Consider the following 20,225-nt stretch of genomic DNA (forward strand, 5'->3'; position numbering starts at 1 on the left):
AACCGCCCGGAAGACCATCTCCGGGCGGCTCGCCGACTTCCAATAAACCGGACTACTTACCCAACCCCGCCGCCGCGACCTTCTGCTCCGCCGTCTGCGCATACAGCGCATGCAGATGCGTCGTCGGGTGCACGGTGTCCGCGTACATATAAAGTTGATCCGCGTTGGCCACCGTGTAGTTCTGCGGCGAGCAGAAAAGCGAAGTGGCGAACGCTTGCGGATTCGGCTCGCCGAAAGCCGCTGCTGCCGCGGCCATCGCCTGCAGATTGCACGCCGTGCCGGTATTCGACACCGTGAATCCGAACTGCCCGAAGTTGGCCGTGATATTGGCGAGCGCCGGCACGATATCCAGGTAAATCACCTTCGACATCAGGCCCGATTGCGTCAACGCGGCGGCAAGCGCCTGATTGAAGCCTAGCGATGCCTGCGTCAGCAGCGCCTTGACGGCCGCGTTGCTCATCATGCCCTGCGGCGTGGTGCCGATATCCGGCACGTTCGACACCAGCACATGCGTTGCGCCATGCTGCAGCACCGAGCCGATGACGCCCGCCAGATCGATCGCCGATTGCACGATGGCGGTGGTCGCCTGCGCTGGCGTCATCTGTCCTGCCTGCACGGCCGTGAGGTTGTACAGAATATCGTTCGCGCCGCCATTGACGATGACGAGCTGATTCGAATTGAAGCTACCGTGCGACGCCAGATAGTTCGTCACCTGTTGCGCCACCGGCACCGTCAGCGCGCCCGTGTAATTGGCCGGATCGGTCGTCGCATGACTCACGCCGATAGGATTGGTCACGCGCGATCCGCCCTGCGCGTAGCCGAGCCCCGATTGCGCCTGGGGCGGCGTGCCGAAGCCACCGGTCATCGCGGGCGTGAGCGTGTCGCCGTAGTATTGCGCGACATCCTGAACCCACACCTGACCGGGATTGGTCGTGAAGCGGCCGCCGCCGAAGTTCGCCGCCGCCACCGGCGCGTAGGTGCCGACGTCGGAGAGGCTATCGCCGAAAGAGACGACTTGCAGTTTGACACCGCCCGGCGGCAACGAATTGTTGTTGTCGTCGCCACCGCCGCCGCACGCGGCAATCAGGGCGAAAGCGGCGCTCGCCGTGGCGATTCGGGCGTAGCGCACCAGGGCGGCGCGCGTCGAGAGTTGCTTCTTCATGGACCTCGTCTCCAATTTTCGGTGTTATGTGTTTGAATCCGCAGCGCGTGTGCCTTGTGTTGGCCCGCGTGTCTGTCTGCGTTTCGTCCGGCGTGCGCCTCGATACGCGCGTGCGCTCGAACGAATTGTGCATCACGAAGGTGGTCGAGTCATCCTTCCGTCATGCGTGCCCGACAGCGTACACGGCGCGCGTGCAGGCGCGGGCGGTCTTCGTAGAAGAAATCTTCGGTCCGCCTTGCCGGGCGCGGGTTTGGCTCAATTGCGTCGCGCCTGCCTCCTATGCTTGGCGCAACGCGCGTTCAGTCTTCGATGCCCGGCTTGCGCGCGCCTTCGTACACCCATTCGAGGAGCGCGTCGTGCGCGGCGCGTGCTGCCTCGGCGCGCGGATCGTTGATGAAGCTCACCACGACATAACTCTCGCCATTGGCCGCGCCGACGTAGCCCGCGATCGCCCGGACATCGCGCAAGGTGCCGGTCTTGATGTGCGCATTGCCGAACGCGCCCGCGTTGGTCAGGCGGTTGCGCATGGTGCCGTCCACGCCGGCAATGGGCAGCGATTCGACGAACACTTGCGCGACCGGACTCGCGTTCGCCGCTTGCAGAAGGTCGGCAAGGGAGAGCGCGGAGATGGTTTCGTCGCGCGAGAGTCCGGAGCCGTTGTCGAGCACGAGACCGGCCATTGGCAGGGCGCTTTTCTTGAGAAACGTCTGGATGGCCTGCGAGGATTTGGCGGTCGTCGCGGGCGGTTTCAGTTGCGCCGCGCCGATGGTCAGAAACAGATTTCGCGCCATCACGTTGTTACTGAACTTGTTGATGTCGCGCACGATATCCGACAGCACCGGGCTGCGATGCGTGCCGACGAGCCGCGCCGACGAAGGCGTCGGGCCTTCGCGCGTGGCGCCCTGAAACGTGCCGCCCGCCTGCTTCCACAGCGCGAGGAAGCCGCCTGCGAAGAACGTCGAATGGTCGAGCGCGGCGACGTTGATGGTGCGCGAGCCGCAGCGCAACGGATAGTCGCCGATGAACGACGCCTGCACGAAGCCGCCCTGCGTCTGCGCCACGCTCGGCGATGCGGACGGCAACGTGCCCGCGCACGCGCCGCGCGTCACGCGCAATTCGTTGTCGATCTGCAGTTGCGCCAGTTGCGGCAATACGTCGATGGATACCTGCCCGTCCGGATTCGGCGTGAGCGTGAAGGTAAGCGACTTGAACGCGTAGAGCAACGGATCGGGACCGACGTTGTAGGGCGCGGCATCGTCGTTATCGAACGCGGGCAGATCGCGCGTGGAGGCGTCGAAATAGCGCTTGTCGAGCACGAGCGCGCCATCGATTCCCGTGATGCCGTTCTTGCGTATCTGATCGACGAGATCGATCAGTTCTTCCGGCACGAGCTTCGGGTCGCCCGTGCCCTGAATGTAGAGATTGCCGTGCAGCACGCCTTGTGCGTCGACATCGCCATCGGCGTAGGCGGTGGTTTTCCAGCGATAGTCGGGGCCGAGCAGCGAGAGGCCCGAGTAAGTCGTGACGAGCTTCATCGTCGATGCGGGGAGCATCGGCCGGTCCGCGTTGATCGTGACGAGCGGCACGGGCGCGCCGATACGTTGCACGACTACGCTCATCGACGAAAGCGGGATGTGCGCGTGAGCGAGCGCCGCCATGACCGGTGCGGGCAGTGGCCCGGCGGGCACGCGTTCTCGTGCGGCGACGGCTTTCTCGGCCCGGGACGCCTTGCCTGCGCGCTTTGCCTTCGCGCCGCCATGCGCCGCGCGCTCGGGCGCCTGCGCTTGCGATTCGGACTTCGAGCCGCCACGCGCTTGTGCCTCGGGCATGTGAGCGATGACGGCAAAGCCGATTGCGGCGGCGAGTGCAAACGACGAGCAGCGAGAAACGAGCGAGACAAGCGGCATGGGCGTGCTTTTGGTGTTGTTAGGCGAAGCCCACACGGGCGAAAGGCTCATTGTAGACAAGCTGGCTTGCGAAAATCGTACGAATAGGGGTTTGTCGGCTGGCCAAGGACGGCGAGCAAGCACGCCCCTCGTCACATCGCGTGATCAAGCGTCATAGATTCCAGCACCCTGCAAGATCCATCACATCCACCCATTAAGCCTTGCTTAAGCCTGCCCGCGCGCGGCGAAGCTAGAATGGCTACGACTTTCAAAGCCGGTCTCCCCAACCACGAAGACGAGATGCCATGCGAATCCTGCTAGTCGAAGATGACCGGATGATCGCCGAAGGTGTGCGCAAGGCGCTGCGCGCGGACGGCTTTGCGGTCGACTGGGTGCAGGACGGCGAGGCCGCGCTGACGGCCGTCGGCGGCGAGCCCTACGACCTGATGCTGCTAGACCTCGGCTTGCCCAAGCGCGATGGCATCGACGTCCTCAGGACGCTGCGCGCGCGTGCGAACGCATTGCCGGTGCTGATCGTGACGGCGCGCGACGCCATTGCCGATCGCGTGAAAGGACTCGATGCCGGCGCCGACGATTACCTCGTCAAGCCCTTCGATCTCGACGAACTCGGCGCACGCATGCGGGCGCTCATCCGTCGTCACGCGGGACGCGGCGAATCGCTCGTGCGTCATGGTCAACTCACGCTCGACCCGGTCGGTCATCAGGTGACGCTCGCGGGCGCGCCCGTCGCGCTCTCGGCGCGCGAATTCGCGTTGCTCGAAGCGTTGATGGCGCGTCCGGGCGCCGTGCTCTCGAAGAGTCAGCTCGAAGAGAAAATCTACGGCTGGGGCGAGGAAATCGGCAGCAATACGGTCGAGGTCTACATCCACTCGCTGCGCAAGAAGCTGGGCGCGGACCTCATTCGCAACGTGCGCGGTTTGGGCTACATGGTCGCGAAGGACGCCTGATGCGGTCCATCCGCCGGCAATTGCTCATCTGGCTGCTCGCGCTCGTCATTGTCGGCGTGGGCTTTGCCGGATGGCTCATCTACCGGCAGGCGCTCGCCGAAGCCAACGAACTCTTCGATTATCAATTGCAGCAGATCGCGGCGGCGCTGCCTTCGGAGCCGTTTTCGTCGGTGCTCACGTCGCGCAGCGAAAGCGACGAGGGCGTCGTCATCCAGATCTGGAATCGCAACGGCGTGCTGATGTACTACTCGCATCCGCGCGTGCCGCTCGCGCCGCACGCCGAACTCGGCTTCTCGACGGAAATGACGGCGCGCGGCGAGTGGCGCGTGTATAGCGCGATCGTCGGCGACAACGTCGTGCAACTCGCGCAGCCGCTTTCGATACGCAACCGCGTCGCGGCGGGCGTCGCGTGGCGCACGTTGTGGCCGCTGGTCCTGTTGCTGCCGCTGCTCGGGCTTGCGATCTGGGTGATCGTCGGACGCGGGCTTGCGCCCTTGCAGCGTGTGACGAGCGCGCTCGATACACGGCATCCCGAAGCACTCGATCCGCTTCCCAATCAACGCTTGCCACAGGAAGTGCAGCCGGTCGTGCGGGCGCTGAACGCGCTGCTGGTGCGTCTGTCGACGGCGCTCGATACGCAAAAAGCCTTCGTCGCCGATGCCGCGCACGAGTTGCGCACGCCGCTTGCCGCCGTGCAGATTCAGGCGCAGCTCGTGGCGCGCGCGCAGGACGACGCATCGCGGCGCGAGGCGTTGCTCGATTTGCACGAAGGCATCGCGCGCGCCACGCGGCTCGCGGAGCAGTTGCTTGCGCTCGCGCGCTCGGAGCCGGACGGCAAGGGCGTGGCGACGAAAGTCGATCTGGCCGCGTTGCTCGAAACGTGCGTGCGCGGTTACGTGCTCGTGGCGCAAGAGCGCGGCGTGGACCTCGGCATCGAGGCAAGCGAGCCCGCCACCGTGACGGGCGACGCGGATTCATTGCGCGTGATGTTCAACAATCTCATCGATAACGCGACGAAATACACGCCGCGCGGCGGCCGCGTGGATGTCTGCCTAAAAATAAAAGATGGACATTCAGTAGTCGAAATCGCGGATTCCGGGCCGGGCATTCCAGAGGAAGAACGAGAGAGAGTATTCGACCGGTTTTATCGCGTGGGCGAAAGCGTGAACCGCGCGCGTACGGATGTGGCGGGCAGCGGGCTTGGGCTTGCCATCGTGCGGCGGATTGCGGATCAGCATGGGGCGGCTGTTCACCTTGCAGCGTCCGTCGCAGGCGGACTTCGAGTCGTGGTCACGTTTTGAGTTTCACGCGCTGGTCCCTATCGGATCGTCATGCGCTGATGGGCGCATAGGGCGTTGGGCTGCGCTGGCAGGCCAAACAGCGTCCGCCTTTAGGCGCCGTCGTTGTTTAAAAAGAATTCCAGATTCCGATTCTGCTCCGGTTTGTTCAAACGCGATCGCCGGAATGAAGAACAACCAAGTTAGCGATTTGAAGGAAAGCTGTAATGCGGTAACACAGGATCTTTTCAAATCCACACAATTAATTACTCGTTTCAGACCTGATTTTCTATCGGTTAGACGTAAGTCTATTGACATCGGCAGACATTAGGAGCGCGCTTATGTCTCCTGACAACAAATTGCCGTAAATTTCGTCTCACTGCAGGCGAGCTAGTTTCGATTGATCGACGTGCTTCAAGGCAGTTAAATCAACGAGATCCTTTAATGCTCGCACCCGTCAACGTGGGCTGCGCCCATTCGGTGACATTGCTCTCTTTGATTCGTTTTTTATTCGCGATCCTTTTGCTTTAAACGGATTTCTCGTGCGAAGCAGTGTTTTATCGCATTCGATTTTTACTTTTAGGTTTATTCATGAACAAAGCTCTTCGTCCCTCGAAACTGCAATCGCGCCTGATCAAAAAAGTAATGCCCGCCGCTCTCGCTGCAGGCGCTGTTGCAATTGCATTGCCGATGACGGCGTCAGCTGTTACTGCGCCGTTGATCGTCAACGATTCGGACTTTGGCTCGCCTGATCCGGGCCAGTGTCAGTTTCTGTCGGGTCAAGCCCTAACAACCGTTGGCATGGAAAATTGCGGCACATCTGCCACTGCCGGTTACAACACAGTTACCCAAACGGGCTCAGTTTCGATCGCGAATGCTTCGATGTCTGTCGGGGGTTACCAGTTTATCAATGGCGCCGATTCTAATAACAACGCGCTGACCGTTTCGAAAACGGGCGCTAATATTCAACTCAACAATGGCAAGGTAACCAATCTTGCAGCTGGCACGGCGAATACGGATTCGGTGAATTTTGGGCAGTTGAAGAACACCGCACAAAGCACGGCAAAGGCGATTGGCGGCGGTTCCGCGCTGAATAGCGACGGCACGATTTCGGCTCCCAGCTTCGCGCTGACGAACGCAAACTCGATCAATGGCACGTCTGGCGCCGCTACGGACGTCGGCACGGCCTTCGGTACGGTCGATGCAGCGTTGGGCAAGCTCAACTCGAACGTGACGCAAAACACGGCCGACATCGCTTCGCTGAAAACCAACGTTGCGCAGAACTCGTCGGATATCGCGCAGAATACGAGCGACATCAGCAACATCAATCAACAGATCGCCAGCGGCAACGTCGGTCTGGTGCGTCAAGACGCAACGACGCAAAACATCACCGTCGCGAAGGACACGGGCGGCACGGTCGTCGACATGACGGGCACCGATGGCACGCGTACGGTGACCGGCGTATCCGCTGGCGCCTTGAGCGCCGACAGTACCGACGCAGTCAACGGCTCGCAGCTTTATCAAACGAACCAGAACGTTTCGAGTCTGGCGCAGCAATTGAGCAACGTCGAAGGCGCTGCTTCAACGGTCGCTTCGCAAAAGACCGACACCCCCGCTGTTGCGTCCGGCACCGACTCGACCGCCCTCGGAAATGGCTCAAAGGCAACGGGTAACAACTCCGTCGCGCTGGGTAGCGGTTCTGTCGCGGACGAAGACAACACCGTCTCGATCGGCTCGAAGGGCAACGAACGTCGCCTGACGAACGTCGCGCCGGGCATCAACGGTACCGACGGCGTCAACATGAATCAGTTGAACGCAGTTCAAAGCAACGTCGATACGGTAGCTCGTCAGGCATTTTCCGGTATCGCCGCCGCGATGGCCATGCCGAACCTGACGCCGAGTCAGCCGGGCAAGACCGTGGTCGCAGCCGGTGTCGCGAACTACAAGGGCTACACGGCCATGGGCGTTGGCGGCACCTACCGTTCGCGTGACAGCCGCTGGCTCGTCAACGCTGCAGCTTCGATCACGCCGCACGGCGACGCAGGCGTGCGCGGTCAAGTCGGCTACGAGTTCTAAGCACGCGGTTCGCGAGCGAGACCAAACCAGAAGCACGAAGCATCAATAAGGCAGTAAGCAGGGCGGCTATCCGAAAGGGTAGCCGCCCTTTTTGCATTTTTACGCACCTTAAGAAAGCTTTAAGCGACACCCCGTAATCTTCGTTCATCCAATGGCGCCTTCTCAAGCGCAACCCGTCAGGAGCACACACGATGAAAGCGAAGATTCTCACACGCAGCGCCGTCGCAGCAGCGGTCGCCGTTGCCTTGTCGGCGGGCTACGTGGCCGGCCATAACAACGTGCCTGCGCCGCAGGTCATCGCGCCCGCGCAAGCCGCGCTGATGCCTGCCGAAGCCGCGGCGAAGACCGGCGTTCCCGATTTCTCCGGCCTCGTCGAAACGTATGGTCCGGCCGTGGTGAATATCAGCGCGAAGCATGTCGTGAAGCAAACATCCGCCCGACGCGGCAACGCGAATCAAGTGCCGATGGACCCCGACGATCCGTTCTATCAGTTCTTCAAGCGCTTTTATGGCGGCGTGCCCGGCATGGGCGGCGGCGATGGCGCGGGTCCCGGCGCGGACCGTCCGAGCGAAGGGCTGGGTTCGGGTTTCATCGTCAGCAATGACGGCTACATTCTCACCAACGCGCACGTGGTCGATGGCGCGAATGTCGTCACCGTCAAGCTCACGGACAAGCGCGAATATCGGGCGAAGGTGGTTGGCGCGGACAAGCAATCGGACGTCGCGGTGCTGAAGATCGACGCGAAAGATTTGCCCACGGTGAAAATCGGCGACCCCAACGGCAGCAAGGTCGGTCAGTGGGTGGTTGCCATCGGTTCGCCGTATGGCTTCGACAACACGGTGACCTCGGGCATCATCAGCGCGAAGTCGCGCGCGCTGCCCAACGAGAATTACACGCCGTTCATCCAGACCGATGTACCGGTGAATCCGGGCAATTCGGGCGGGCCGCTCTTCAATCTGCAAGGCGAAGTCATCGGCATCAACTCGATGATCTATTCGCAGACGGGCGGTTTCCAGGGGCTTTCGTTCGCCATCCCGATCAACGAGGCGATCAAGGTAAAGGACGCGCTCATCAAAACGGGTCACGTCGATCGCGGCCGGCTCGGCGTAACGGTGCAAGGGCTGAATCAGACGCTCGCCAATTCGTTCGGCATGAAGTCGCCGCAAGGTGCGCTCGTGAGTTCGGTCGAGCCGGGCGGACCGGCAGCGAAGGCTGGCTTGCAACCTGGCGACGTGATTCTTTCGCTGAACGGCACGCAGGTGACGGATTCGACCTCGTTGCCGTCGCAAGTCGCGGGTCTTTCGCCGGGCACATCGGCGAAGGTGCAGGTGTGGCGCGACAAGAGCGCGAAGGATCTGACCGTGACGATCGGCGCGCTCAAGGACGCCAAGACCGCAAGCGCTGACGTGAAGGGCGACGACGATGGCGGCGCCGCCGCACAGGACGCGCGCCTCGGCGTCGCGGTGCGCCCGCTCACGCCGGAAGAGAAGCAGGAAAGCTCGGTGTCGCGCGGTTTGCTCGTGCAGCAATCGAACGGCGCGGCGGCGAATGCGGGTATCCAGGCAGGCGACGTGATTCTCGCGGTCAATGGCCAGCCCGTCACGACGGCGCAGCAGTTGAAGACAATGATCTCGCACGCGGGCGACAGCATCGCGCTGCTGATTCAGCGGGACAATGCGCAGATTTTTGTGCCGGTCGATCTTGGCTGATGGTGTACGTCGATGCGCGTCGTGCGGTTCGGAGTGGCGTGTTCGCGTCGCCCCGAACCGCGCTTGCGCATGCGGCATGAATGGCGCTTAGCGTCGCTGAGTCGTCCGGCGTGCTTTTCCGAACACGCAATGGATAGCACGTTCTGCAATGGCTTTCGGATCACTCCACCAAGCGCGTCCCACCGCACGATCAACAACCCCCCGCCCGAACGCGCAGGCACAAAGCATGCTCTACACCCCACTCGGTGCCCCATCGCGTGGAAAAGACGCATCGGGCGTGGCGTCGTCGGTGTGTTCGCATGCCGCGGCATCGAATAAAGGAGCCAACATAATGATGAGCAAGACCACGGGAAAACTGGCAACCGCGTTGCTGGCGACGGCGCTTTCGGCTGGAATGGCAGGCGGCGCATGGGCGCAGGCATCGAGCGCCGGCACGAGCGATACGTCGAGCGCGGGCAACGAAAACGGCGGCGGACTGCCGCAAATCGAACAGCAAGGCGACGTGTCCTACACGTCGGGCGGCGTCGGCCTCGACGAATCGCACGCCTTGCAGCGCGAACAAGCGCATTGGCCGCTATCGCTGCGCTTTACGGGTGCGACCGCGGATTACTTGTCGGGCGTGCACGTGCGGATCGTCGGCGGCAAAGGCGGCGAAGTGCTGAGCACCGATTCCATGGGACCTTACATGCTTGTCAAGCTGCCGGCGGGCAGCTACACGGTCTACGCCAAATACAAGAATCAGGAGAAGAAGCAGTCGGTCAATGTCTCCGGACCGGGCAAGGCAAAGGCGGCGTTTCACTGGAGCATCCAGTAACGATAATTCCCGCCGGTCCGGGCGAAATCCCGTCCACCCGGCGACCAGAGTTTGTCTCATAATGAAGCCACGGGCAGCACGCTCGTGGCTTTTTTTGGTGACGAGGCGTCCAACGCGCCTCGCAAATTCGGCAGAGGCCGGAGGGCCCACGATGAGCACGGATCTGAACGACGGGCATGAAGCGGCGCATCGGATCGAGATCGCGCCGAACGGACGGCGCTGCCGCGTGATTCACCAGGGCGTCACTTACGCCGACACGCACGAAGCCGTGACGCTTTCCGAAACGGGCGCCGACGACGTGCACTATTTCCCGCGCGCCGACGTCAACATGGCGCGCTTGCAACGCTCCATCCATACATCGGACTGTCCGTTCAAGGGGCAGGCCACGCACTACCATCTGATGACCGAGGAAGGTCCGGTCGAAAACGCCGCCTGGAGTTACGAGGCGCCGCTCGAAAGCGCGCGGCAGATCGGCGGATACCTCGCGTTTTATCCATCGCGCGTCGATCGTATCGACGTGACTTCCTAGGCAGGGCGTCGAATAAAAGCGCCGAACTCGAGGCGCGCGAGCCGAAACGCAATAGCCAGAACGCGGTCCTTGCCCGGAGAAGCGGATGGAAGTCACCGAAGCGTTGCGCGTTCCGCTCGATCCGGCGCATGTGAAGGCGGCGTTGAGCGATCTCACGCTGTTGCGCGCGAGTCTCGATAATTGCGAGTCCTTTACGCTCACGCCGAGCGGCGAGTACGTGTTAACGCTCGTCATGCCGATCGGCGCCTTGCGCGCGCGTTACGAAATTCGCGCGCACATTGCTCGTCGCAGGCGTCTGGCGCAGGCCGACGAAAGCCAAGAAATCGACGACGACACCAGCACGCTCAGTTTCAAGGCGCGCGGCGAAGGCGTGGGTTCGTTGCGCGGTCAGATAGCCGTCGCGGTGAACGCGGAGGACGGTGGCGCGGACACGTGGATCGAATATACGGTCTGGGCGACGGTTTCGGGGCCGCTCGCCGCATTGCCGCCACGGCAGATTGAAAACGCGCTGCACGAAGCAGCCGACGACTTTTTCGCCGAATTCTGCGAAGTCGTGCGGGCGAAATACGGTTTGCCATCGGCGCGTGCGGAACAGGAAGCCGTGCCGCGCCGGCATCTCTTCTTGCGACCGGGTTCGATGTCGGCGGCGTTCTCGCGTCGCGGCGGCGCGACCGCTCGCGCGATGGGCGGAAACTCCGTCGATGGCGCCGCGACCAATGTGCTGCGTCATCGTCTGGCCGCGCATGGCCTCGTGCGCCGTAGTCGCGATGGCGCGGGCGCACCGCGCGTGTTCGGTCTGCCCGCCTGGGCGTGGCTCGCGATGCTAGTTTGTGTCGGACTCTTTGTGTTCTTCGCAGAGTACGTTGGCCTGCAATGAGGCGGGCATCGAACGCTCGGGGTAGCCGGCGTTCTTGAGCAAGGCCGGACTGCACCGCAAGGCGTCGAAGCAGGCATCGATGACGGCTTCGGAGTCGTGTTCCGGATCGACGCTTCCGGGTAGCATCAGCGAATCGTGCAGGATGCCGGTGAAAAGTCCGTGCAACAGCGTGGTGGCGCGTCGCGTGTCGAGCGCCGCCGGCAGTTGCTTCTTTTCGATGGCATTACGCAGCGCACGCTCGATGCGCTCCATGCCGTCGCGCATGTTGTTCTGATGGCGCTCGCGCACCGGTCCCATTTCCTCGACGAACTCGCACTTCAGAAACAGAATGTCGAAGACGCGGCGGCGCTGTTCATCGGCCGTGATGCTGCGCATGCACCAGATGAAGATTTCGCGGATGCGCGCAAGCGGGTCGGGCTCCTTGCCGTCGAGCGTCGCTTCCACGAGTTCGTCGAGCGGAAGAAGACTTCGGTCGAACATGGCGTTGAAGAGGTCACCCTTGTTGGCGAAATGCCAGTAAATCGCGCCGCGCGTGACGCCTGCGGCGTGCGCGATATCCGCGAGCGTCGTTCGCGACACGCCTTTTTCGTAAAAGACGCGCTCCGCCGCGTCGAGAATGCGGTTGCGTGTCTCCTGTGCTTCTTCCTTGGTTCGTCTGACCATATTCTGCGGCCGTTGGCCGTTTGCTCCTGCCTTGCTGTTCGACCGGGCGAAGGCCGGTTGTCGAAGGTTCGTCGAACGTAATCGATTCCGTCGAGGCGATTTCGCTACGCCTTGCCGACGGATCGCTGTCTCAGTTTTTTACATTCATTCGTGAATGTATATACAATACCACCCGTCGACCGATAGCCCAAGCTGGAGAGGGCGAGTACTATCCGACCAAGCTTTCATTTCGATTGCCCGTTCTGGCCGTCCTCTTGGCCATCGGCGGCGCTTGCATAGCGCCGCGCACGGGCAGGAATACAGGCAAGCGAGCCGGCCACTGGCCGGTCGTTGCGCTCACTGGTCTCACTGCTTGGTTATTGGTCAGCGTCTTGCGACGCTTGTGCGCGGCATCGCCCGGGGAAGGCCGTCGCGCACCCAACTTCACTCTCAGTCTTAGACAGAGGTCGCTCCATGCGCGTCGAACGGGTTCCATTCCGCTTAATCACCGCCGCGACGGCTGCCGTTTTCCTGGCTGCCTGCGGACAAAAACAGTCAGCACCTCCGCCGCAAACGCCCGAAGTGGGCATCGTCACCGTGCAGCCGACCAGCGTGCCGGTCATCGCCGAATTGCCGGGCCGCACGAACGCGTTCCTGGTCGCGCAAGTGCGCGCGCGGGTGGATGGAATCGTCCTGCGCCGTGAGTTCGTCGAAGGCGCGGAAGTCAAGCAAGGTCAGCGTCTGTACAAGATCGACCCGGCGCCGTATATCGCCGCACTGAACAACGCCAAGGCGACGCTCGCCAAGGCGCAGGCGAACGTCGCGTCGCAGAACGCCTTGACCGGGCGCTACAAGGTGCTGGTCGCGGCCAATGCGGTGAGCAAGCAGGACTACGACAACGCCGTGGCCGCGCAAGGCCAGGCCGTCGCCGATGTCGCCGCGGGCAAGGCCGCCGTCGATACCGCGCAGATCAACCTCGGCTACACCGACGTGGTCTCGCCGATCACCGGCCGCACGGGTCTGTCGCAAGTCACGCCGGGCGCGTATGTACAGGCGAGCGCGGCGACGCTGCTCACCACCGTGCAGCAGCTCGACCCGATCTACGTCGATCTGACGCAATCGAGCGTCGACGGCCTCAAGCTGCGTCGTCAGATTCAGGACGGGCGTTTGCAGACTCAGGGCATCCACGCGGCGAAGGTGTCGCTGGTGCTGGAAGACGGCCGCGTCTATCCGGAGCAGGGCAAGCTGCAATTCTCCGATGTGAGCGTCGACCAAAGCACGGGTTCGGTCACCGTGCGCGCGATCTTCGACAACAAGGATCGCGTGCTGCTGCCGGGCATGTTCGTGCGGGCGCGTATCGAGGAAGGCACGAACGACAAGGCGCTCGTCGTGCCGCAAATCGGCATCACGCATGACCAGAAGGGCCAGCCGACCGCGCTCGTCGTCAACAAGGACGACAAGGTCGAACTGCGTCAGCTCGTCACCGGTGGCACGTTCGGCAACAACTGGGTGGTCGACAGTGGCCTGAATCCGGGCGACCGCGTGATCGTGAACGGCGTGGAAAAGGCGAAGCCCGGTATGCAAGTGAAGCCGGTCGCGGCGCAACTGCCCGCACAGCCGGCCTCGGGCGCGGCGGCCGGTCAGGCGCCAGCGGCATCCGGCGCGGGCGCGACACCCGACAACGCCAACAGCGCGAGCGGCGCCACGGGCCCGAGCGCAGCCGCGCCGGGCGCAGCTTCGGGCAACGCATCCGGCGCGCAAGCGGCGCCGGCATCGGCCGCATCGGGCGCGTAATAACAGGGAGCCTGTTTCATGGCAAAGTTTTTTATCGATCGCCCGATTTTTGCGTGGGTGATCGCGATTATCTTGATGCTGGCGGGCATGGCGTCGATCTTCACGCTGCCTATTGCGCAGTATCCGACGATCGCGCCGCCTGCCATCCAGATCAGCGCGACGTATCCGGGCGCATCCGCGAGCACGGTCGAGAACACGGTGACGCAGGTGATCGAGCAGCAGATGAGCGGCCTCGATCACTTGTTGTATCTGTCCTCGACCAGTGACGACTCGGGTACGGCCACCATCACGCTGACGTTCGCGGCGGGCACGAATCCGGACATCGCGCAGGTGCAGGTGCAGAACAAGCTGCAGCTCGCGACGCCATTGCTGCCGCAGGTCGTGCAGCAGCTCGGTACGAAGGTCACGAAGTCGAGCAGCAGCTTCTTGCTGGTGCTTGCGTTCGTGTCGCAGGACGGAAGCATGAACAAGTACGACCTCGCGAATTACGTGGCGTCGAAAATTCAGGACCCGCTTTCGCGTATCGATGGTGTTGGTACGGTCACGCTGTTCGGCTCGCAGTACGCCATGCGTATCTGGCTCGATGCGACCAAGCTCACCAACTACAGTCTGACGCCGGTCGACGTGCAGACCGCCATCACCGCGCAGAACGTGCAGGTGGCGGCGGGCTCGCTCGGCGGCACTCCGGCTGTTCCGGGGCAGATGTTGCAGGCGACCATCACGCAAGCGACGCTTCTGCAAACACCCGAGCAGTTCGGCAACATTCTGCTGAAGGTGAATCAGGATGGCTCGCAGGTGCGCCTGAAGGACGTGGCGCGTATCGATCTGGGTGGCGAAAACTATAACTTCGACACCAAGTACAACGGTGCGCCGACGGCCGGTTTCGGTATCCAGCTCGCAACGGGCGCGAACGCGCTCAACACCGCGAAGCTCGTGCGCCAGAAGGTCGACGAACTGTCGAAGTACTTCCCGAACGGGCTGGTCGTGAAGTATCCGTACGACACCACGCCGTTCGTGCGGCTTTCGATCGAGGAAGTGGTCAAGACCCTGATCGAAGGTATCGTGCTGGTGTTCCTCGTGATGTATCTGTTCCTGCAGAACTTGCGGGCGACGCTCATCCCGACGATCGCCGTGCCGGTCGTGTTGCTCGGCACGTTCGCGATCATGTCGGCGGTCGGGTTCTCCATCAACGTGCTGTCGATGTTCGGCCTCGTGCTTGCCATCGGCTTGCTGGTAGACGATGCCATCGTGGTGGTGGAAAACGTCGAGCGGGTGATGTCCGAGGAGCACTTGTCTCCACGGGACGCAACCCGCAAGGCGATGGACCAGATCACGGGCGCGCTGGTGGGCGTGGCGCTCGTGCTGTCGGCGGTGTTCGTGCCGGTGGCGTTTTCGGGCGGTTCGGTCGGCGCCATTTACCGGCAGTTCTCGCTCACCATCGTGGCGGCCATGGTGCTGTCCGTGATGGTCGCGCTGGTGCTCACGCCGGCGCTGTGCGCGACCATTCTGAAGCCGCATCCGGAAGGGCATCAGCCCGAGAAGAAGGGTTTCTTCGGCTGGTTCAATCGCAACTTCAACAAGAGCCAGGACAAGTATCACAAGGGCGTGCAGCACGTGATCCGGCGCTCGGGGCGCTGGCTCATCATCTATTTGGTCGTAATCGTGGCAGTGGGCATGCTGTTCCTGCGCCTGCCGAAGTCGTTCCTTCCCGATGAAGACCAGGGCACGATGTTCGTGCTCGTGCAGGCGCCGTCCGGCTCGACGCAGGAATACACGGCCGGTGTGCTCGCCGACGTGCAGAACTATCTGCTGAACGACGAGAAGGCGATCGTCGAATCCGTCTTCACGGTGAACGGCTTTTCGTTCGCGGGTCGCGGCCAGAACTCCGGTCTCGTGTTCGTGCGGATGAAGGACTACGCGCAGCGTCAGGCGAGCAATGACAAGGTGCAGGCGCTGGTCGGCCGGATGTTCATGCACTTCGCGCCCTACAAGAACGCGATGATCTTCCCGGTCAATCCACCGTCGATTCCGGAACTCGGCACCGCGTCGGGCTTCGACTTCGAGCTGGAGGATCGCGCCGGCGTGGGGCACGCGAAGTTGATGGAAGCGCGCAACATGCTGCTCGGCATGGCGTCGAAAGACCCGGTGCTCGCGCAGGTGCGTCCGAACGGCCTGAACGACACGCCGCAGTTCAAGGTGAACATCGACCGCGAGAAGGCGAATGCGCTCGGCGTCTCCATCTCCGATATCGACCAGACTTTCTCGATCGCGTGGGCGTCGCAGTACGTGAACAACTTCCTCGACGTGGATAACCGGATCAAGAAGGTGTACGTGCAGTCCGAGCCGCGCTTCCGTATGTCGCCGGAAGACATCGGCAAGTGGTATGTGCGTAACACCTCGGGCACGATGGTGCCGTTCTCGGCCTTTGCGACCACCGACTGGATCTACGGTTCGCCGAAGCTCGAGCGCTACAACGGTATCTCGGCGGTGGAAATCCAGGGTGCGGCCGCGCCTGGCAAGTCGACCGGTCAGGCCATGACGGCCATCGAAGCCATCGCGGCGAAGCTGCCGGCGGGTATTGGCTACGAATGGACGGGGCTGTCGTATCAGGAACGTCAGTCGGGCTCGCAGGCGCCTATTCTGTACGGCATCTCGATTCTCGTCGTGTTCCTGTGTCTCGCGGCGCTGTACGAAAGCTGGTCGATTCCGTTCTCGGTCATCATGGTCGTGCCGCTCGGCGTGCTCGGCGCGCTGCTCGCGGCGACGCTGCGCGGTCTGGAAAACGACGTGTTCTTCCAGGTCGGCCTGTTGACTACGGTGGGTTTGTCCGCGAAAAACGCCATTCTGATCGTCGAGTTTGCGCGTGAATTGCGCATGCAGGGCATGTCGACGGTGGAAGCCGCGATGGAAGCGGCGCGTCTGCGGCTGCGTCCGATTCTGATGACGTCGCTCGCGTTCATTCTCGGCGTGATGCCGCTTGCCATCAGTAACGGCGCGGGTTCGGCGAGCCAGCACGCAATCGGCACCGGCGTGATCGGCGGGATGCTGACCGCGACCTTCCTTGCGATCTTCATGATCCCGATGTTCTTCGTCGTGATCAGCAAGTTCAGCAAGAGCAAGGACATGCCGGCACCGGGTTCGTCCGGCGGCGATATCGAAGGTCCGCATGGCGGCGCGCCCGCGGGCTCTGGCAAGGAAGGACATTGAAATGCTAAAACTTTCGTTGATCGCAGCCGCCGTGGCTTTCGTGGCCACGGGCTGCACCTTCGAGCCGAAGTACGACCGGCCGGCCGCGCCCGTCACGCAGACGTTCCCGGAAGGCGGCGTGTACGCCACGCAGCCGACTGCTGAAGGCGCGGCAGACAAGAGCCGCAGCGCGAGCGGGCAGACCGCGCCGGATATCGGCTGGCGCGATTTCTTCGCCGATGCGCGTCTGCAGCGTATTGTCGAACTCGCGCTCAAGAACAATCGCGATCTGCGCGTATCGATGCTCAACGTCGATGCGGCGCGCGCGCAGTATCAGATCACGCGCGCGGGCCTTTTCCCGACGCTCGATGCGGTTGGCTCGCAAAGCAAGCAGCGCACGCCGCGCAACCTGTCGTTCTTCGATCAGACCATCTCGAACACGTATTCGGTGGGCGTGAATGCGTCGTGGGAAATCGACTTCTTCGGACGGATTCGCAGCCTGAAGGATCAGGCGCTCGCGCAGTATTTCTCGCTCGCGGAAACGCGCAAGGCGGCGGAAATCTCGCTGGTGTCTTCGGTGGCGGACCAGTATCTGACGATGCTCGCCTACGACGATCTGCTCACCGTCACGCAGAACACGCTGAAGACGGCGCAGGAGTCGTATCGCATCACCAAGCTGCAGTTCGACAACGGTACGGGTTCGGAACTCGATCTGCGTCAGGCCGAGGGCGTGGTGCAACAGGCGCAGGCGAATCTGCAGTCGCAGGCGCGTCTGCGTGCGCAAGCGGAAAACGGTCTCGTGCTTCTCGTGGGCGAACCGTTGCCGGACGATCTGCCGGGCGGCATGCCGCTGGATGCGCAGGACTTGCTCGCCGACATTCCGGCGGGTCTGCCTTCCGACCTCCTCACGCGCCGTCCCGATATCGCGGCGGCCGAGCAGAGCTTGCTTGCGGCCAATGCGAACATCGGCGCGGCGCGGGCCGCGTTCTTTCCGCGCATTTCGTTGACGGGCAGTTTCGGTACGCTCTCGCCCACGCTTGGCGGATTGTTCAAGCCGGGTTCGGCGGCGTGGTCGTTCGCACCGCAGATCAGCGTGCCAATCTTCGAGGGCGGCACGAACGTCGCCAATCTGGATCTGGCGAACGTGCAGAAGCGCATCGAGATTGCCAACTACGAGAAGGCCATTCAGACGGCGTTCCGCGAAGTGGCCGACGGTCTCGCCGCGCGCGGCACGTACGACGAGCAGATTCGCTCCCTGCAACGCTTCGTGAGTTCGCAGAGCCGGCGGCTGGAGTTGTCGGACCTGCGCTATCGAAATGGCGTGGACAGCTATCTCGCTGTTCTGACCGCGCAGACCTCGTTGTATGACGCGCAGCAAACGCTCATCAGCGCGCGCCTGAACCGCCTGACCAACCTCGTCGATCTGTATCAGTATCTCGGCGGCGGATGGATCGAGCATTCCGGCGATGCCCCGCGTCCGGCCGACACTCCCACGGATTTCGGCTCGGCTACTCCGCCGAAGGCAGCATCCGACGCGGCGAGTTGAGGTTCGCAAGTTGCGCTCGGTAGTCACTTTCGCAAGCTGTCCGTGATGGTTGATAGTGGGATGATGCAGTGAAGAGCCCGACCTCGTGTCGGGCTTTTTTTCGTCCATGGTCCACGTCGCGGCGTGACACTGAATGTACCGGGAAAACGCGTCGCGCGATGACAGGTCGTGCCAAATTTCAGCAAATTATTACTTTTGTTTAGCGTTACTGATCGACGCGCTAACTATAATCGGCATCCTCCAACGTGCCTGCGTGCTGAAGGCATGTCAGCTTTCCTGTGCAACTGCGTGCGTATCGGCATTAATCGACACGCAAATCAGTTGCGATTGCATGTGAATCGGCTGAGATTGGACTGCAAATGGGCTGCAATCGACGAAGCGCTTCCTGGCCACAGGCTTCATTCAATGGGGAAGATTAGGTATCCCGAAAAGACGATTGGCATCGACGTTCTTTCCGTCCGTCCTCGACCGAGGACGCGCGTATCTATTCATCTATTTATCCCGGTAACCACAGAGGTCGTCGCTCCATGCGTTTCGAACGGATTCCATACCGCCTCATCTGCGCTTTGTCGGTCGTCACGCTAGCGGCCGCATGCGGTGAAAAACATCCGGACATGCCGGCGCATGCGCCCGAAGTCGGCGTCGTCATGCTTGCGCCGGTCGCGGTGCCCGTCACGAGCGAACTGCCGGGCCGCACCAGCGCTTTCATCGATGCACAAGTGCGTGCGCGCGTCGATGGCATCGTGCTGCGCCGTGAATTCACCGAAGGCAGTCTCGTCAAGGCCGGTCAGCGGCTCTACAAGATCGACCCGGCGCCGTACATCGCCAAGCTGGACAGCGCGAAAGCGTCGCTTGCGAAGGCCGAGGCGAATCTCGCATCGACCAATGCGCAAGCCGAGCGCTACAAGGTACTGGTCGCCGAGAACGCGGTAAGCAAGCAGGACTACGACAACGCTGTTGCGTCGGCCGGTCAGGCCGCCGCCGACGTGGCACAGGCTCGCGCCTCCGTGCAGACCGCGCGAATCGACCTCGGCTATACCGATGTCACCTCGCCCGTGACCGGCCAGATCGGCATCTCGCAGGTCACGCCGGGCGCCTACGTGCAAGCGGCGCAAGCCACGCTCATGGCAACCGTGCAGCAGCTCGACCAGGTGTATGTCGATCTCACGCAATCCAGCCTCGACGGGCTCAAGCTGCGCCGCCAGATTCAGGAAGGGCGTCTTACCGCGTCGGGTCCGAACGCCGCGAAGGTTTCGCTGATTCTCGAAGACGGCCGCGTCTATCCCGAACAGGGCCGCCTGCAGTTTTCCGATGTGACCGTGGACCCGTCCACCGGCTCGGTAACCGTGCGCGCCGTGTTCGAGAACAAGGATCGCGTGTTGTTGCCCGGCATGTTCGTGCGAGCGCGTATCGAAGAGGGCGTGAATCCGCAGGCGCTGGTCGTGCCTGTCACGGGCGTCACGCATGACCAGAAGGGCACGCCGATCGCACTGATCGTCGATACCGACGGCAAGGTCGCGCTACGCGAGCTCGTGACCTCCGGCATGGTCGGGCAGAACTGGGTCGTCGACAGCGGCGTGAAGGCGGGCGACCGGGTGATCGTCGAGGGTATCGAGAAGGTGCGTCCCGGCATGCCGGTGAAAGCGGTGACGGTTCAGTCGCCCGGGCCTTCCACGCAGCCTTCTTCCGACAATCAGGCCGCCGCTCCCGCGAAGGCTGCTTCAGCCGTTGCTGGCGCGTAGGGACGGAGGATACGCCA

13 protein-coding genes and 3 pseudogenes are annotated in these 20,225 nt (G+C 62.6%); 13 read left to right on the forward strand and 3 right to left on the reverse strand.

What is annotated here, in order from left to right; all coding sequences use genetic code 11:
• Positions 1 to 52: 52 nt before the first annotated feature.
• Both QCE79_RS02315 and dacB read right to left on the reverse strand, forming a co-directional pair.
• The gene (locus QCE79_RS02315; RefSeq protein WP_250463320.1) at positions 53 to 1,162 is read right to left on the reverse strand and encodes an SGNH/GDSL hydrolase family protein; all 1,110 of its coding nucleotides are present in this window, start codon (positions 1,160 to 1,162) and stop codon (positions 53 to 55) included.
• A gap of 299 nt (positions 1,163 to 1,461) precedes the next feature.
• Complete coding sequence (gene dacB / locus QCE79_RS02320) at positions 1,462 to 3,069, reverse strand: D-alanyl-D-alanine carboxypeptidase/D-alanyl-D-alanine-endopeptidase (RefSeq protein WP_309845139.1); 1,608 nt, start codon at positions 3,067 to 3,069, stop codon at positions 1,462 to 1,464.
• A 284-nt stretch (positions 3,070 to 3,353) separates the two neighbouring features.
• On the opposite strand from dacB, the gene QCE79_RS02325 reads away from it, so the two are divergent.
• The 9 genes and pseudogenes from QCE79_RS02325 to QCE79_RS02355 all read left to right on the forward strand — a co-directional run bounded on the left by QCE79_RS02325 (position 3,354) and on the right by QCE79_RS02355 (position 11,298).
• A complete protein-coding gene (locus QCE79_RS02325) occupies positions 3,354 to 4,016 on the forward strand; it encodes a response regulator (RefSeq protein WP_244827152.1) in 663 nt (220 codons plus the stop codon).
• Complete coding sequence (locus QCE79_RS02330; RefSeq protein WP_309841534.1) at positions 4,016 to 5,317, forward strand: ATP-binding protein; 1,302 nt, start codon at positions 4,016 to 4,018, stop codon at positions 5,315 to 5,317. The genes QCE79_RS02325 and QCE79_RS02330 overlap by 1 nt, the downstream gene beginning before the upstream one ends.
• A gap of 858 nt (positions 5,318 to 6,175) precedes the next feature.
• Positions 6,176 to 6,382: pseudogene (locus QCE79_RS39265) on the forward strand (hypothetical protein); the annotation flags it as partial.
• A 366-nt stretch (positions 6,383 to 6,748) separates the two neighbouring features.
• Positions 6,749 to 6,833: pseudogene (locus QCE79_RS39270) on the forward strand (hypothetical protein); the annotation flags it as partial.
• Between the two features lie 92 nt (positions 6,834 to 6,925).
• Positions 6,926 to 7,369 (forward strand): annotated as a pseudogene (locus QCE79_RS39275) (YadA family autotransporter adhesin); the annotation flags it as partial.
• A gap of 191 nt (positions 7,370 to 7,560) precedes the next feature.
• On the forward strand, positions 7,561 to 9,078 hold the full coding sequence (locus QCE79_RS02340) for a DegQ family serine endoprotease (RefSeq protein ID WP_244827155.1): 1,518 nt from the start codon (positions 7,561 to 7,563) through the stop codon (positions 9,076 to 9,078).
• A 331-nt stretch (positions 9,079 to 9,409) separates the two neighbouring features.
• Positions 9,410 to 9,892, forward strand: a complete 483-nt coding sequence (locus tag QCE79_RS02345; RefSeq protein ID WP_309841539.1) for a carboxypeptidase regulatory-like domain-containing protein — start codon at positions 9,410 to 9,412, stop codon at positions 9,890 to 9,892.
• 151 nt (positions 9,893 to 10,043) lie between these two features.
• Positions 10,044 to 10,421, forward strand: coding sequence for a DUF427 domain-containing protein (locus QCE79_RS02350; RefSeq protein WP_250491846.1), 378 nt, complete (start codon positions 10,044 to 10,046; stop codon positions 10,419 to 10,421).
• Positions 10,422 to 10,506: 85 nt separating this feature from the next.
• Entirely contained in the window at positions 10,507 to 11,298 is a 792-nt protein-coding gene (locus QCE79_RS02355) for an SRPBCC domain-containing protein (RefSeq protein ID WP_309841544.1), read from the forward strand.
• Here the strand turns inward: QCE79_RS02355 and QCE79_RS02360 are convergent.
• Entirely contained in the window at positions 11,245 to 11,961 is a 717-nt protein-coding gene (locus tag QCE79_RS02360; RefSeq protein ID WP_250525443.1) for a TetR family transcriptional regulator, read from the reverse strand. The genes QCE79_RS02355 and QCE79_RS02360 overlap by 54 nt on opposite strands.
• Before the next feature lie 453 nt (positions 11,962 to 12,414).
• Between QCE79_RS02360 and QCE79_RS02365 the strand changes: the two genes are divergently transcribed.
• The 4 genes from QCE79_RS02365 (at position 12,415) to QCE79_RS02380 (ending at position 20,208) form a co-directional block, all read left to right on the forward strand.
• Positions 12,415 to 13,734 (forward strand): efflux RND transporter periplasmic adaptor subunit, encoded by a 1,320-nt coding sequence (locus QCE79_RS02365; protein WP_244827160.1) that lies wholly within the window; start codon positions 12,415 to 12,417, stop codon positions 13,732 to 13,734.
• Between the two features lie 18 nt (positions 13,735 to 13,752).
• Entirely contained in the window at positions 13,753 to 16,941 is a 3,189-nt protein-coding gene (locus tag QCE79_RS02370) for an efflux RND transporter permease subunit (protein WP_244827161.1), read from the forward strand.
• Position 16,942: 1 nt separating this feature from the next.
• On the forward strand, positions 16,943 to 18,466 hold the full coding sequence (locus tag QCE79_RS02375; RefSeq protein ID WP_309841550.1) for an efflux transporter outer membrane subunit: 1,524 nt from the start codon (positions 16,943 to 16,945) through the stop codon (positions 18,464 to 18,466).
• 527 nt (positions 18,467 to 18,993) lie between these two features.
• Positions 18,994 to 20,208 (forward strand): efflux RND transporter periplasmic adaptor subunit, encoded by a 1,215-nt coding sequence (locus QCE79_RS02380; protein WP_250463347.1) that lies wholly within the window; start codon positions 18,994 to 18,996, stop codon positions 20,206 to 20,208.
• The last annotated feature ends 17 nt before the right edge of the window (positions 20,209 to 20,225 follow it).

Source organism: Caballeronia sp. LZ003 (assembly GCF_031451465.1).
GTDB lineage: Bacteria > Pseudomonadota > Gammaproteobacteria > Burkholderiales > Burkholderiaceae > Caballeronia.

Coding starts and splice junctions, on each gene's coding strand:
- QCE79_RS02360 (WP_250525443.1), bottom strand. CDS start 11,961: ATGGTCAGACGAACCAAGGAAGAAGCACAGGAGACACGCAACCGCATT.
- QCE79_RS02365 (WP_244827160.1), top strand. CDS start 12,415: ATGCGCGTCGAACGGGTTCCATTCCGCTTAATCACCGCCGCGACGGCT.
- QCE79_RS02330 (WP_309841534.1), top strand. CDS start 4,016: ATGCGGTCCATCCGCCGGCAATTGCTCATCTGGCTGCTCGCGCTCGTC.
- dacB (WP_309845139.1), bottom strand. CDS start 3,069: ATGCCGCTTGTCTCGCTCGTTTCTCGCTGCTCGTCGTTTGCACTCGCC.
- QCE79_RS02315 (WP_250463320.1), bottom strand. CDS start 1,162: ATGAAGAAGCAACTCTCGACGCGCGCCGCCCTGGTGCGCTACGCCCGA.
- QCE79_RS02340 (WP_244827155.1), top strand. CDS start 7,561: ATGAAAGCGAAGATTCTCACACGCAGCGCCGTCGCAGCAGCGGTCGCC.
- QCE79_RS02345 (WP_309841539.1), top strand. CDS start 9,410: ATGATGAGCAAGACCACGGGAAAACTGGCAACCGCGTTGCTGGCGACG.
- QCE79_RS02325 (WP_244827152.1), top strand. CDS start 3,354: ATGCGAATCCTGCTAGTCGAAGATGACCGGATGATCGCCGAAGGTGTG.
- QCE79_RS02375 (WP_309841550.1), top strand. CDS start 16,943: ATGCTAAAACTTTCGTTGATCGCAGCCGCCGTGGCTTTCGTGGCCACG.
- QCE79_RS02370 (WP_244827161.1), top strand. CDS start 13,753: ATGGCAAAGTTTTTTATCGATCGCCCGATTTTTGCGTGGGTGATCGCG.
- QCE79_RS02355 (WP_309841544.1), top strand. CDS start 10,507: ATGGAAGTCACCGAAGCGTTGCGCGTTCCGCTCGATCCGGCGCATGTG.
- QCE79_RS02380 (WP_250463347.1), top strand. CDS start 18,994: ATGCGTTTCGAACGGATTCCATACCGCCTCATCTGCGCTTTGTCGGTC.
- QCE79_RS02350 (WP_250491846.1), top strand. CDS start 10,044: ATGAGCACGGATCTGAACGACGGGCATGAAGCGGCGCATCGGATCGAG.